Source organism: Fontimonas thermophila (assembly GCF_900113085.1).
Taxonomy (GTDB): domain Bacteria; phylum Pseudomonadota; class Gammaproteobacteria; order Nevskiales; family Nevskiaceae; genus Solimonas; species Solimonas thermophila.
The window spans coordinates 187,726-199,546 of sequence record NZ_FOOC01000003.1; the positions used below are offsets into that span (position 1 = coordinate 187,726).

General features: G+C 65.1%; 11 protein-coding genes and 2 tRNA genes. 9 read left to right on the forward strand and 4 right to left on the reverse strand.

Translation table 11 applies throughout. The annotated features are described in order from the left end of the window. The first annotated feature begins 20 nt into the window (after positions 1-20). Positions 21-1,043 carry a recombinase RecA gene (recA, locus tag BMZ48_RS04175; protein ID WP_091532218.1) on the forward strand — a complete coding sequence of 341 codons (1,023 nt, stop codon included), beginning with the start codon at positions 21-23 and terminating at the stop codon, positions 1,041-1,043. Beyond that, positions 1,027-1,545 carry a regulatory protein RecX gene (locus BMZ48_RS04180; RefSeq protein WP_234981515.1) on the forward strand — a complete coding sequence of 173 codons (519 nt, stop codon included), beginning with the start codon at positions 1,027-1,029 and terminating at the stop codon, positions 1,543-1,545. The genes recA and BMZ48_RS04180 overlap by 17 nt, the downstream gene beginning before the upstream one ends. Before the next feature lie 578 nt (positions 1,546-2,123). Here BMZ48_RS04180 and BMZ48_RS04185 read toward each other — a convergent pair. Together BMZ48_RS04185 and BMZ48_RS04190 are read right to left on the reverse strand one after the other, a co-directional pair. Further along, positions 2,124-2,654 (reverse strand): FMN-binding protein, encoded by a 531-nt coding sequence (locus tag BMZ48_RS04185; protein WP_091532221.1) that lies wholly within the window; start codon positions 2,652-2,654, stop codon positions 2,124-2,126. Between the two features lie 12 nt (positions 2,655-2,666). Next, positions 2,667-3,560, reverse strand: a complete 894-nt coding sequence (locus BMZ48_RS04190; RefSeq protein ID WP_091532224.1) for a DUF6662 family protein — start codon at positions 3,558-3,560, stop codon at positions 2,667-2,669. Between the two features lie 265 nt (positions 3,561-3,825). Here BMZ48_RS04190 and alaS point away from each other — a divergent pair, with 265 nt between their 5' ends. The 7 genes from alaS (at position 3,826) to BMZ48_RS04225 (ending at position 10,561) form a co-directional block, all read left to right on the forward strand. Then, positions 3,826-6,453: an alanine--tRNA ligase gene (gene alaS / locus BMZ48_RS04195; protein WP_091532226.1), complete on the forward strand. Its 2,628-nt coding sequence runs from the start codon at positions 3,826-3,828 to the stop codon at positions 6,451-6,453. 60 nt (positions 6,454-6,513) lie between these two features. Continuing rightward, on the forward strand, positions 6,514-7,740 hold the full coding sequence (locus tag BMZ48_RS04200; RefSeq protein WP_091532229.1) for an aspartate kinase: 1,227 nt from the start codon (positions 6,514-6,516) through the stop codon (positions 7,738-7,740). Between the two features lie 104 nt (positions 7,741-7,844). Next, entirely contained in the window at positions 7,845-8,039 is a 195-nt protein-coding gene (gene csrA, locus BMZ48_RS04205) for a carbon storage regulator CsrA (protein ID WP_091532231.1), read from the forward strand. A gap of 110 nt (positions 8,040-8,149) precedes the next feature. Then, positions 8,150-8,226: transfer RNA gene (locus BMZ48_RS04210), tRNA-Arg, on the forward strand. A gap of 134 nt (positions 8,227-8,360) precedes the next feature. Then, a tRNA-Ser gene (locus BMZ48_RS04215) sits at positions 8,361-8,452 on the forward strand. Positions 8,453-8,705: 253 nt separating this feature from the next. Beyond that, the gene (gene nhaA / locus BMZ48_RS04220) at positions 8,706-10,082 is read left to right on the forward strand and encodes a Na+/H+ antiporter NhaA (protein ID WP_091532233.1); all 1,377 of its coding nucleotides are present in this window, start codon (positions 8,706-8,708) and stop codon (positions 10,080-10,082) included. Beyond that, a complete protein-coding gene (locus tag BMZ48_RS04225; RefSeq protein ID WP_091532235.1) occupies positions 10,079-10,561 on the forward strand; it encodes a hypothetical protein in 483 nt (160 codons plus the stop codon). Before nhaA ends, BMZ48_RS04225 begins: the two co-directional genes overlap by 4 nt. On the opposite strand, the gene BMZ48_RS04230 is transcribed toward BMZ48_RS04225, so the two are convergent. Together BMZ48_RS04230 and BMZ48_RS04235 are read right to left on the reverse strand one after the other, a co-directional pair. Further along, complete coding sequence (locus BMZ48_RS04230; RefSeq protein ID WP_091532238.1) at positions 10,558-11,253, reverse strand: anti-sigma factor; 696 nt, start codon at positions 11,251-11,253, stop codon at positions 10,558-10,560. The two genes, BMZ48_RS04225 and BMZ48_RS04230, sit on opposite strands and share 4 nt — an antisense overlap. Further along, positions 11,250-11,780 carry a sigma-70 family RNA polymerase sigma factor gene (locus BMZ48_RS04235; RefSeq protein WP_159431081.1) on the reverse strand — a complete coding sequence of 177 codons (531 nt, stop codon included), beginning with the start codon at positions 11,778-11,780 and terminating at the stop codon, positions 11,250-11,252. The genes BMZ48_RS04230 and BMZ48_RS04235 overlap by 4 nt, the downstream gene beginning before the upstream one ends. Between the last annotated feature and the right edge of the window lie 41 nt (positions 11,781-11,821).

The window sequence follows — 11,821 nt, forward strand, 5'->3', positions numbered from 1 at the left end:
CACAAAACACGCAGGACTCCATGGACGACAACCGCAAGAAGGCGCTGGAAGCAGCGCTGTCGCAGATCGAGCGCCAGTTCGGCAAGGGCGCGATCATGAAGATGACCCCGGGCGAGCAGCTGCGCGACGTCGAAACCGTCTCCACCGGCTCGCTGGCGCTGGACGTGGCGCTGGGCATCGGCGGCCTGCCCAAGGGCCGCGTCGTCGAGATCTACGGACCGGAATCCTCCGGCAAGACCACGCTGACGCTGCACGCGATCGCCGAGTGCCAGAAGGCCGGCGGCGTCTGCGCCTTCATCGACGCCGAACATGCGCTCGACGTGCAGTACGCGCAGAAGCTCGGCGTCAAGGTCGAGGACCTGGTGATCTCGCAGCCCGATACCGGCGAGCAGGCGCTGGAGATCTGCGACATGCTGGTGCGCTCCAACAGCGTCGACCTCATCGTCATCGACTCCGTCGCCGCGCTGGTGCCCAAGGCCGAAATCGAAGGCGAGATGGGCGATTCGGTCGTCGGCGTGCAGGCGCGCCTGATGTCGCAGGCGCTGCGCAAGCTCACCGGCAACATCTCGCGCAGCAAGTGCATGGTCATCTTCATCAACCAGATCCGCATGAAGATCGGCGTCATGTACGGCTCGCCGGAAACCACCACCGGCGGCAACGCGCTCAAGTTCTATGCCTCGGTGCGCCTCGACATCCGCCGGGTCGGTTCGATCAAGAAAGGCGACGAGGTCATCGGCAACGAAACCCGCGTCAAGGTCGTCAAGAACAAGCTGGCGCCGCCGTTTCGCGAAGCGAGCTTCGAGATCCTCTACAACGAGGGCATCTCCAAACTCGGCGAACTGATCGACCTCGGGGTCGAGCACAAACTCATCGAGAAATCCGGCGCCTGGTATGCCTACAAAGGCGAGAAAATCGGCCAAGGCAAGGAGAATGCGCGCGCTTTTCTCAAGGAACATCCGGAGATGGCAGAGGAGCTGGAGCAGGCGCTGCGCCAGCGACTGCTGCCCGATCGCAAGCCGGCTGCCGGTGCTGCGGAAAAATAAGAACACCGGCGTGCGGCGCGGCGGCCGCGATACGGCCCTGCGTCTGCTGGCGCGGCGTGAGCACAGCGCCGCCGAGCTCGCAGAAAAGCTCAAGCGCCGCGGCCATGGCGAGGCGCGAGCGATCGTCGACCGGCTCGCCGCCGAGGGCTGGCAGTCGGATGCACGGTATGCACAAATGCTCGTGCGCCACCGCATCGAGCAGGGCTATGGACCGCTGCGCATCCGTGCCGAGCTGGCCGCCGCCCGGGTGCCGGATGCGCAGGTGCGCGCGGCCCTCGACGATGCGGATGTGGACTGGCTGGCGCGGTGTGCCGCGCTGCGCGCGCGCAAATTCCGCAACGCACCGGGCACGCCTGCCGAATGGCGCAGGCAATATCGCTATCTGGCCAGCCGCGGTTTTTCCGCCGAAACCGTGCGTGCCGTGCTCAAGGACGCGGGTGGCGATCCACGCTCGGCTTTCGAAGAGGAAGAGGCAGGGGACTGGGAGCCCCCCGAGGCGTGATCGTCGCTGTCGTGGCGTGACCGCCCTCGGCGCGCGATGAGCAGGCCGTGGACGATCAGGGCGATACTGCCGGCAAAGCCGATGATCCAGTGCACAAGACTGCTCAAGCCGCGCAGGGTTTCGTTACCGGCGTAATAGAGCAGCAGGCCGCTGATCGACAGCAGCGATACGCTGGCGAACAGCAAACCGCCGCTGTTGCGGTGGCGTCGCAGCCGCCAGGCGGGGCGGATATGGAAGCTCCACAGCACGCCAAAGCCCCACACCGCGAACATCGCCAGTACGCCGTGGGCTTTCAGCAGCCAGGCCTGTGCCCAGTGATGCGTCGGGCCGAACTCACCTTCGACGCGCACCCCATGTTCGAGCAGCAGCCAGCCCGCACCGCTGAGCAGCAGGCCGAGCCCGAGGATGTAGACGAGCCGCTCCTGCCATTTGCCGAGCCGGATCGGCACATGGCCCGGGTACACGCGGCGGGGAACGTTCAAGCGGGTCACTCGGTCCGTCCCCTGCACCGGGCTGTGCGCGCCTCGTCGGCTCGCCAGGCGCCACCGACGGCCGCCGGCAGGGCAGCCGGTCTGCGCTCACTCGTGGGCGACGGCGATGGCATAGGTGGCGAGCAGGCGGCGCACGCCTTCGGTGATGTGCACACTCGACAGCGTCGCGCCGGAGATGTTGTGGATGTCGTCGTCGATCTGCAGTGGCGCGCCCGCCTTCTTGCCGACAAACTGCGCGCGCCAGCGGGGATCGCGCACCTCGCCGCCGTAGGTCTCGCGGTATTCCAGGATCTCGATCTGGCGGACGGCTCCGTCGGCGTCGAGGGAGAGCGCGTAAGTGATGAACTCGTGTTTGCCGAGCACGCGATCGACGAACATCCAGCCGCCGCCGGAGGCCTGCCAGAGCTTGATCTGCGGTTCGCGTACGCGCACGCCGCTCATTTTCTCGATCGCGCGGATCTGGTCGCCGTTCAGGGTCAGCGGGTGCGCGGACAGCGTCTCACCCGGGAACAGCACCTGCTGCGCCTGCTCGACCGTGAGGAATACTTCGGCGCGGACCGGTGATGCACTGGCCAGGACGATCAGCGCCAGGCCATGGCGCCAGTATCGCAGCGACATGGCTTGAATCCCTCAAAGATTGAAGCCGACCTTGAGGCGATATTCGTCCAATGTCTTTTCGACGACGTGACGGTGCGCGGGTTGACCCTCATAGGCGATTTCGCCGCCGCCTTGCAGCTGCGGGAACCAGGTGGCGGTGGCCCACCATTTCTTGCCGCCGTAGTGCAGTGCCGGTCCGCCGAACCAAGACCAGCGCTCCTGACCGACCTCGGTTTCGAATTCCGTCTCGTACTGGACTTCCGCGCCGATGAACCAGTTGGGTGCGAAGCGGTAGGAGAGGCCGGTGCCCAGCTGCAGCTCGATCTCCATTTCGGGATCGGTCGGCCAGTCGAAGCCCGGCGGAAGGTCTGCGATCGCCTTGCGGTCGGCATAAGTCGATTCGACGGCGCCATTGCCCGCCCAGATCAATGCGCCGTCGAGGAAGTATTTCTGCAGCGCCAGCCCGGTTTCGAAGGACAGGGTGTCCTTGTCGCGGCCGGAGTGCGGATCCAGCCAGTCGTGCTCGAGTGCCACGATCAGCGTCAGGCCAATCGGATCCTTGGCCGCGCTGAGGATGTTGTATTTGATTTCCGCTTCGACGCCGGAGAGCTTGATCCCGTATTTCTCGGCGCCGGGCAGATAGCCATCGATGACCAGGCCGCGCGTGTCGATCGCCTGCGCCTTCAGATAGGCCGCGGTCGAAAAGCGATGCGTCCAGCCGTATTCGTATTCAGTGGCGAGGTTGTAGGCGCGGTAACGCCCCTCCCCCTTGTCCTCGCGCATCGTGATCCACTGGTAAAGCTCCTGGGCGCCGGCCGGCAAGGGTTCGGCGCCTCGGACGTAGCCGAACAAATGCTCGTCGGCTTGGACCGGCAGGCTGAGTGCGAGGCAGATCGCGGCCGGGACGGCGCGGAGGGTGTTGTTCATAGGGGTTGGGTGATCTGGCAAGGTCGGTGCGGGCGGCTAATCTAATTGAGATCGTTTTTCATTTGCAAGCCGTGGGCAGCCTGCGCAGCGGCGGCGTTGCGTCGAGTGCGAACAGCGCATGTATTGCCCATCGCTCTGTCCGCAAGGCATTTCGGATGGGCGCCGGAAAAGCTTGCGAGCGAAAGTTTTTCGGCGGCTTTCAAATTGGCGGCGGTTGGGTCACTTGTTTACCATAGCCGCCCTTTTGCCGACGCCCACGTTTCCGATGACCAGCAACGAGTTGCGCGCGAAGTTCCTGGAATTTTTCCGGAGCAAGGGGCATACGATCGTCCCCTCGTCGCCGCTCGTGCCGGCCGATGATCCGACGCTGCTGTTCACCAACGCCGGCATGGTTCAGTTCAAGGATGTGTTCACCGGCCGCGACAAGCGGCCCTACACGCGTGCGGCGTCGAGCCAGAAGTGCGTGCGCGCCGGCGGCAAGCACAACGATTTGGAGAACGTCGGTTACACCGCGCGCCATCACACCTTCTTCGAGATGCTGGGCAATTTCAGCTTCGGCGATTATTTCAAGAAGGACGCGATTGCTTACGCCTGGGAGTTCATCACCTCGCCGAACTGGCTGGGGATCGATCGCCGCCGCCTGCTCGTCACCGTCTATCACACCGATGACGAGGCTTATGCGATCTGGCATCGCGACATCGGCCTGCCTGCGGAGCGCATCATCCGCATCGGGGACAACAAGGGCGGTCCGTACGCATCCGACAACTTCTGGGCCATGGGGGACACCGGTCCCTGCGGGCCCTGCACCGAGATCTTTTACGACCACGACCCGGATGGCAGCAAGGGGATCCAGGGCGGGCCGCCGGGATCGGCCGACGAAGACGGCGACCGCTGGATCGAGATCTGGAACGTGGTCTTCATGCAGTTCGATCGCGCCGCCGATGGCCGGCTTTCGCCGCTCCCGGCACCGAGTGTCGATACCGGCATGGGGCTGGAGCGCATCAGCGCGCTGATGCAGGGGACGCACGACAATTACCAGACCGACACGTTCAAGGCCCTGATCGGCGCGGTCGCGGCGCTGGCCGGGCAACGCCCGTATGCGAGCGCCTCGCAGAAGGTCATTGCCGATCACATACGGGCGACGAGTTTTCTCATCGCCGACGGCGTGCTGCCGTCGAACGAGGGGCGCGGCTACGTGCTGCGCCGGATCATGCGCCGCGCGATCCGTCACGGCTACAAGCTGGGACTGACCGAGCCTTTCTTCTTCAAGCTGGTGGCGCCGCTGTCCGAGGTCATGGGCGGGGCATACCCAGAGTTGCGCGAGCGGCAGGCGGACATCGAGAAAGCGATCCGTGCCGAGGAAGACGGTTTCGCAGTCACCCTCGACAAGGGGATGAGGCTGCTCGACGAGGCGATCGCAAAGCTGGGTTCCGGGCGCACGATTCCCGGCGAGATCGTGTTCAAGCTCTACGACACCTACGGTTTTCCCGTCGATCTGACCGCCGACATCGCACGCGAGCGCGCGCTGTCGCTGGACATGGATGGATATGAGCGTGAGATGGCTGCGCAACGTGAGCGTGCACGCGCCGCGAGCACGTTCAAGAGCATGGACACGCTCGCCTATGAGGGCGCCGAAACCTGCTTCATCGGCTATGAGTCGCTGCACGCCGAGGCCAGGGTGCTGGCCTTATACCGCGACGGTCAGCCGGTCAGCCGCCTCGATGCGGGTGATCACGGTGTCGTCGTTCTCGATGTAACGCCGTTTTATGCCGAATCCGGTGGCCAGGTCGGCGACAAGGGGCGCATCGGCGCCTTCGAAGTCACCGATACGCAGAAGATCAAGGGCGGTGTATTCGGCCACTACGGCACGCTGGGTAGCGGTACGCTCGCCATCGGTGACACGGTGACGGCTGAGGTCACCGAAAGCCTGCGCCGCGCGACGATGCGCAACCATTCGGCGACCCATCTGATGCATCGTGCCCTGCGCGAGGTGCTGGGGACGCATGTCGTGCAAAAGGGTTCGCTGGTCGATGCGGCGCGCACGCGTTTTGATTTCTCGCACGGCCAGGCCCTGACCGCCGATGAGATCGCGCAGATCGAGCAACGCGTCAACACCGCCATTCTCGCCAACGTGCCGGTGCGCGCGGAAATCATGCCCTACGACCAGGCCATCGCATCCGGCGCGATGGCTCTGTTCGGCGAGAAGTACGGCGACACCGTGCGCGTGCTGACGATGGGGCCGTACAGCACCGAGCTGTGCGGCGGCACGCACGTCGAACGCACCGGTGACATCGGTCTGTTCAAGATCGTCTCCGAAGGCGGGGTCGCTGCCGGCGTGCGCCGGATCGAGGCGATCACCGGTGAAAACGTGATCCGCCATTTGCGCGAGACCGAAAACAAGCTGCGCCGCGCTGCCGAGAGTCTGCGGGCGACGCCCGACGACCTGGTCGCGAAGATCGAACAGATGCAGGAGCGGATGCGTCAGTTGGAGAAAGAGCTGGCGGCGCTCAAATCCAAGCTCGCAGCCAGCGCCAGCGGCGAGCTCGCTGGGCAGGCGCGTGTGATCAAGGGCGTGAAAGTCTTGTCGGCACGCATCGACGGCATCGAGGCTACGGAGCTGCGCGGTTTGATCGACCAGCTCAAGCAGAAGCTGGATTCGGCCGTCATCCTGCTCGGCACCGTCGGCGGCGGCAAGGTGAGCCTCGTCGCAGGCGTCACCGCCGATCTGACCAGCCGGGTCAAGGCCGGCGAACTGGTGAACTTCGTCGCCGCGCAAGTCGGTGGCAAGGGCGGCGGCCGGCCCGACATGGCCCAGGCCGGCGGCACGCAGCCGGACCGCCTGCCGGCGGCGATCGACAGCGTCTATGCCTGGGTGGAACAAAGACTGACTTGATGGTTCAGGGTCGCGCGCGAATCACCGGGGAGCGGCCCATTGGATAAAGATGGCATTGCAATGGCACTGATCGTTCAGAAATACGGCGGCACCTCGATGGGTTCCATCGAGCGGATCGAACACGTCGCGCGCAAGGTCGCCTCGTGGAAACAGCAGGGACATGCGCTCGTCGTCGTCGTCTCGGCCATGTCGGGCGAAACCGACCGGCTGCTCAAGCTCGCCAAGTCCATCGACCCGCGCGGTAACGGGCGTGAGTTCGACCAGATCGCCGCCACCGGCGAGCAGGTCACGATCGGCCTGCTCGCACTGGCCTTGCAAAAACTCGGCGTGCCGAGCCGCTCGTACACCGGCTGGCAGGTTCCGATCCACACCGACGATGCCTACATGAAGGCGCGGATCCAGAAAATCGAGCCGGAACGCTTGCTCGCCGACTGCAAGGCCGGGATCGTGCCGGTTGTCGCCGGCTTCCAGGGGCTCGGCCCGGACGGCAGCGTGACCACGCTGGGGCGCGGCGGTTCAGACACCACCGGCGTTGCGCTCGCTGCAGCGCTCAAGGCCGACGAATGCCAGATCTACACCGACGTCGATGGGGTTTACACCACCGATCCGCGGGTCGAACCCAAGGCGCGGCGTCTGGACAAGATCACGTTCGAGGAAATGCTCGAGCTGGCGAGCCTCGGCTCGAAGGTTCTGCAGATCCGCTCCGTCGAGTTCGCCGGCAAATACAAGGTTCCGCTGCGCGTGCTGTCCACTTTCGTCGAGGGCCCGGGCACGCTGATCACGCTTGAGGATACGCAAATGGAAGAACCGCTCATCTCTGGCATTGCCTTCAACCGCGACGAGGCGCAGATCACGATCACCGGCGTGCCGGATCGTCCCGGCATCGCTGCCGCGATCCTCGGTCCCGTCGGTGATGCCAACATCGAAGTCGACATGATCGTGCAGAACGTCGGCGGCGATGGCCATACCGACTTCACATTCACCGTGCATCGCAACGATTACGAGCGCACGCTGGAGCTCACGCGCCGGATCGCCGCAGAGCTGGCCGCCAAAGGTGTCTCCGGTGCCGCCGACATCGTCAAGGTGTCGCTGGTCGGCGTCGGCATGCGCAGCCACGCCGGTGTCGCCTCGAAGATGTTCAAATCGCTCGCCGCTGCGGGGATCAACATCCGCATGATCTCGACCTCGGAGATCAAGATCTCCGTCGTCGTCGACGAGATGTATCTCGAGCTCGCCGTACGCACGCTGCACAAGGCGTTCGGACTGGAAGAGCGGCAGGCGGCGTGAATGCGCCCGCGCCGCTTATCCACAGCCGATTAGCCCATTTTGGGGGATACCGCGGGCGCGCCATCTTCCTGACACTGGCGGTCAACGATCAAGGAGGATGCGCGATGCTCATTCTGACACGGCGAGTCGGCGAAACGGTGGTGATCGGCGGTGACATCGAGGTCACCATTCTGGGCGTCAAAGGCAATCAGGTGCGCGTCGGTGTCAAAGCGCCACGCGACGTTGCCGTACACCGCGAGGAAATCCTCGAACGCATCAAGCGCGAGGGCGATCATCCGGCCGTGCCGGCGGCCGCCTGAGCACGGCAACACACCTGCAGCTTTTCGCAAGACAAAGATTTTTCTTTACCTTGCCGGCGAGGGCCGCTAGAATCGCGGCCCTCGCGTTGCATGACGCCGACGCGAGCGATGCGCCCGTAGCTCAGCTGGATAGAGCACCAGGCTACGAACTTGGGGGTCGGAGGTTCGAATCCTTCCGGGCGCGCCATCGGTGTCGCCGTCGAGCCCGCAAGGGCTCGATTGCTTTGAGCCGTCTTCAGATGACCGGACGGGATGATCCCCGCATGGGTGAGCGTGTATAGTCCGGCGCGGAAGGGGAAACCCTCCGCGGTGAATCGTCCCGGAGTGATGGCCGAGTGGACGAAGGCGCACCCCTGCTAAGGGTGTATACGGCTAAAACCGTATCGAGGGTTCGAATCCCTCTCACTCCGCCAACCGCTGCACGGTCGGGTTGCACGGTTGGGTATTACCAGCGGATCGATCGCCGGTCGGCGCACGCTGAATCCTCACTCTGACTTGTGGTGCCATTCACGGACTGGCAGCGCGCGCCGCGTTGCGACATCCGAACATGGCCGTCTTGGTTGACCGGACACCGTGCTCCGGCATAATCATTGGCAACGGGTGTCGTGCGTCCTGCACGATAGGTCAGCGAGTTGGTCGGGCCGCCAACCATGGAAGGTGTTGGCGATGAATCGATCGACCGCGCAGCCCAAAACCGTGCCCGCAGGAGCGCGTCTGCTCAAGCCATTCGAGCGTTTCATCCACGTCGAGGCTTCCAGCGGCACCGTGTTGCTGCTCGCCGCGATGATCGCGCTGGTATGGGCAAACTCGCCGTGGGCAGGCAGTTACCACGCGCTGTGGGAGATGCCGCTGACGCTCGGCATCGGTGCCCTGGTTGTCACCGAGTCGCTGCACTTCTGGATCAACGACGGCCTGATGACGATCTTCTTTCTCGTCGTCGGGCTGGAAATTCGCCGCGAGCTGCACGAGGGCACGTTATCCAGCGTACGGGCGATGGCCTTGCCGGCGGCGGCTGCCTTCGGCGGCATCGTCATGCCAGCGGTGATTTATCTCCTGCTCAATCATGATCCGGAGCTGCGCGCCGGCTGGGCCGTGCCAACCGCGACAGACATCGCATTTGCGGTGGGTGTTCTCGCGCTGCTCGGCAAGCGGGTGCCGATGGCCTTGCGCGTGCTCTTGCTCGCCCTGGCCATCATCGATGACATTGCGGCGATTCTGATCATCGCGCTGTTCTATTCCAAGGCGATCGAGCCGCTGGCGCTGCTGGTGACGGCATCGGGCATCGGTCTCGTATTCTTGTTCCAGCGGCTGGGTTTGCGCACGGCCTGGCCTTACGTACTTCCCGGTGCGGTGATCTGGGTGGGTATGTTCAAGGCCGGTGTGCACCCCTCGATTTCCGGCGTGCTGTGCGGATTGCTGACCCCGGTCGCGCCGGCGTTTGCCACGGAAAATCCGCTCGGCCGTGCAGCGCTGGCGCTGCAGAAGTTTTCCGATCGCCTGCGCGGCGGACGGCGTGACCCAGAATCCCTGCTGCCGCCGTTTCGCGAGCTGCGCGATGCCCAGCTCGGCATGCTCTCGCCGGTGGTGCGCGTACAGGCGGCACTGCACCCGTGGGTGGCTTTCGGCATCATGCCGCTGTTCGCGCTTGCCAATGCCGGCGTGCCGCTGACCGGTGGCGCGATCTGGGGAGATGGCGCCTGGTCGCTTTATGCCGGCATCGTTGGCGGTCTGGTGCTCGGCAAGCCGCTCGGTGTGATGTGCGCGACCTACCTGGCGGTGCGCATGGGTTGGTGCGTGCTGCCGGAGGGTGTCGGCTGGCGCGGAATTGGCCTCGTGGCCTGTCTCGCCGGCATCGGCTTTACGATGTCGATCTTCATCGCCAACCTGGCGTTTGCCGCCGGTGACCGGTTGACCCAGGCCACGTTCGCCGTGCTCGTGGCCTCGACGCTCGCCGGCATCATCGGCCTGCTGCTGGGCCGCTTCCTGCTGCCGGTGCGCGGGATGGATTCCGCATCCACCCATGAGGCGGGGGTGACGTCATGAACACGCATCGTATCGTGCCGTGGGCGCTCGCCATCTGTGTGCTGGCACCGGCGGCGGCATCGCCTGTATTGACCGCGCAATACCTGCACCAGATCTGCCGCGCTTATCTTGACGACGATGGCCCGCACAGTGTCGGAGCGCGTGACTGCGCCCTCTATGTGCAAGGCGTGCTCGATGGCCTCGCCGTTTCGGTGCGCGCGCGGGACACGAGCGCCGATTCCTGGGCTGCACGCGCGGCGCGCACGCGTCTGGGCCCGCGCATGCGCACCTTGTCTGCTTTGCGCGTCGAACCGCAATGCCCGCCGCCGACGCTGGCCGAGGCGGTATCGCACATCGTCGCTTATCTGGACCGACAAGACCTGCCGCCCGATGTGCCGGCAGCAGAAGTCATGGCGACGGTGCTAGCCGGTGAAGCGGCTTGTGGGCTGGAGCAGGCGACAGTCGCCGATACCGTGGCCGGCGCAGGCGCTGGACGTTAGGTTGTCTGCCCAAACGTCTGGACGTGCAGGATCGGGCCGGTGGCACGCCCGGTGGGCGAGCCGCCGCGCGGTTCGAGGCTGACGGCGAACCCGTTGCCGGCGCGCAGATCGGCGCGCGGCTGCAGCTCCAGCTCCGCTCCCTGTGTTTGCGGCATCAGGCCGAGCGACACCGGCGCACTGCCGTCGGCGAGCAACAGCCAGAGTTCCAGCGATTTGTCTTGGGCGACTGGTATGTCGCGCAGGGTGCGCACGCGCAGGCGGTTGCGATTGCGGTCTGCCTCGATGATCCACAGCGCTTGCCGGGCGTCGTCGGTGATGGCAACGCGCACGTCCGGTTCGAACATGAATCGCTCACGCAGCGGGGAGAGCATGGACAAGCCAACGGCGAGGACGACGGCGACCGCGGCCAGCCAGTAGCGCAGCGGCCCGATCGGGCGGAAACGGGATTGGGTTCGCGGCTCGGCAAGGCCGAGCCGGCGGCTGATCGCGGCCCAGCTTTGTGGCGACGGCGACACCGGCGCTGTGCCGCGGGCGAAGGACACGAGCGTCTCCTCCCAGAAGGCGACCCGCTGCCGCAGCCCGACATCATGCTGCAGAAGCCGCATGAAACGGCGCCGGGCAGGGCCGCGCAGTGTGCCGAGCACGTACTCGGCGCACAGCGCGTCACGCATCCGGTCGTTCGTGATCTTCATCGCTCAAGGCACTCCCTGAGCTGTTGTAATCCGCGCCGGATCCAGCTTTTGACCGTACCCAGCGGGGTGCCGGTGTGCCGGCTGATCTCCTGATGGCTGCGGCCTTCGACATAAGCCATCGAGATGCAGGCGCGCTGCTGGGCGGTGAGCTCGTCGAGACAGGGATCCAGGCGCGGCTCACGGTGGGCGCCGGAGAACGGTTCGACCACGGGCAGGGCCGATTCCGCCACTTCGTCCAGCGGCAAGTCGTTCTCCGACTTGCGCAGGAGGTCCAAACAACGGTAACGAACGATGGAGATCATCCAGGTGCTCGCCCGGGCCCGGGCCGGGTTGAAACTGCTCGCATGGTTCCAGAACTGCACGAATGCATCCTGCAACGCCTCTTCGGCAAGTGACCGTGTTCCGACTATACGCAGCGCAACGCCAAGTAGATGCGCGGCGGTTTGGTCGTAGAGTTCACGGAAGGCACGCTGGTCGCGCAGCGCGACGCGGGCCAGAAGCGATGCGAGTCGTTCGTTGTCGAGCACGGGCGAGAATCGATGGAACCCGTGCATGATGCCGATGCCCG

Excerpts from the sequence above, each read along its gene's own strand:
- recA (WP_091532218.1), top strand. The coding sequence starts at position 21 with ATGGACGACAACCGCAAGAAGGCGCTGGAAGCAGCGCTGTCGCAGATC.
- BMZ48_RS04185 (WP_091532221.1), bottom strand. The coding sequence starts at position 2,654 with ATGTCGCTGCGATACTGGCGCCATGGCCTGGCGCTGATCGTCCTGGCC.
- BMZ48_RS04190 (WP_091532224.1), bottom strand. The coding sequence starts at position 3,560 with ATGAACAACACCCTCCGCGCCGTCCCGGCCGCGATCTGCCTCGCACTC.
- alaS (WP_091532226.1), top strand. The coding sequence starts at position 3,826 with ATGACCAGCAACGAGTTGCGCGCGAAGTTCCTGGAATTTTTCCGGAGC.
- BMZ48_RS04200 (WP_091532229.1), top strand. The coding sequence starts at position 6,514 with ATGGCACTGATCGTTCAGAAATACGGCGGCACCTCGATGGGTTCCATC.
- csrA (WP_091532231.1), top strand. The coding sequence starts at position 7,845 with ATGCTCATTCTGACACGGCGAGTCGGCGAAACGGTGGTGATCGGCGGT.
- nhaA (WP_091532233.1), top strand. The coding sequence starts at position 8,706 with ATGAATCGATCGACCGCGCAGCCCAAAACCGTGCCCGCAGGAGCGCGT.
- BMZ48_RS04225 (WP_091532235.1), top strand. The coding sequence starts at position 10,079 with ATGAACACGCATCGTATCGTGCCGTGGGCGCTCGCCATCTGTGTGCTG.
- BMZ48_RS04230 (WP_091532238.1), bottom strand. The coding sequence starts at position 11,253 with ATGAAGATCACGAACGACCGGATGCGTGACGCGCTGTGCGCCGAGTAC.